This window comes from Hymenobacter agri (genome assembly GCF_054778495.1).
This window is the reverse complement of record NZ_BAAGZM010000886.1, coordinates 1-1,319: the sequence shown is the minus strand read 5'-3', so window position 1 is coordinate 1,319 and position 1,319 is coordinate 1. Positions and strand designations below refer to the sequence as shown.

The 1,319-nt window shown below is 67.7% G+C and carries 1 protein-coding gene; it reads left to right on the top strand.

All coding sequences use genetic code 11. The features are described 5' to 3' along the window. Positions 1-1,319: hypothetical protein (locus ACYVDE_RS23095; protein ID WP_460503880.1), on the top strand; the 1,319-nt coding region annotated here is incomplete at both ends.

Below are 1,319 nucleotides of genomic sequence, written 5' to 3'. Positions count from 1 at the left end.
AGGCGGGCAGCCAGCCTTTTGCCTGGGCGCGGGTACAGCAGGCCGCGGCGGCATTTCCAGGCCAGCCGCTGCTGGTGGTAACGGGGGCGGCGCTGCGCAACTTTGGTGGCAGCCACGCACCGCTGCCGGCCGGTGTAACCTGGCAGATGCTGCCCGATACCACTACCGCTACCTGGCTGGCCAGCGCCGCCCAGACCGGCGACAGCCTAAGCCTGCTGGTGGGCCGCAGCAATGAAATGCGAACCACGTATCGGCGCCAGAAAGTACACCTGCCCGCCAATGGCCAGCCATTCCAGACCGCCGGCCTAGCCTCGATACGGGTTGCAGCTAGGGAAGCAGGCAAGCAGCCACTGCTTGTCGCAGCTACCGGAGGAACAAATACCACCGCTAACGTCGCCATTGACACTGCGCCGCTGGTGATTGACCTATATGCCTCACCGGAATTCGCGGCCGATGCCCGTTACCTGGGAGCGGCACTGCGGGCGGCCGGCACGGCGCTGCCCACCCGGCCCGTGCTGCGCCGGCTACGAACGCGGCCCAACCAACTAAGCGCGCCCTGGACGTTCTGGCTTTCAGCTGAACCACTGCCTCGGAACTGGCAGGCGGACTCACGCAAAACGGCCCGTACTATCTGGCTGGAAGCCACCAGGCCGGGCGTGGCCGATACGGCCCAAATTGCCACTGCTGCCCCAGATGCGGCCGCCGTGCGAGTGTATCGCCGGGATGCGCGCCCGGTCGCTTCGGGCCTTGAAACGGTATGGGCCGATGGCCGGGGCCGCACCGTCCTGTCGCGTCGGGCAGTGGGCCTAGGTGCCGTGTATCAGCTGTATACCCGCCTGAATCCCACGTGGAGCGAACTGGCCGATGACGCCCAGCTGCCAGCCCGCCTGCTGGAATTCCTCCAGCCCGAGCCCAGCAATGGCTTCAATCGCCAGTCTACTCATTTAGCTGCCGCCGAAGCGGTGCACGACCGCCGCGCCCTGGCCCCAGCGCAGCTACCCACGACTGCGGCAACTTCCGCCAAACGGACAGCTGCCATCGCCCCACCCACCACCTTCCGCACCACCGATTTGCGGCCGTGGCTGGTGCTGCTGGCGGCCCTGCTGCCGGTGCTGGTGCGCAGCACTTCGCCCGGTGCTTTCGGCCCCGAGGTGCGGGCGGCTCTACTAGCGGGCGGGGCCCTGCTCACGGTGTGCTACCAGATGCGGCACCGGTTGCCGTCAACATCAGAAGAGGAATACGCGGTACTGCCGCTTGGGGGCTACCTGCGGCTGCCGGCACTGGGGCTGGCCGTTGGCTGGCTGCTGCTCAGCGGCGGC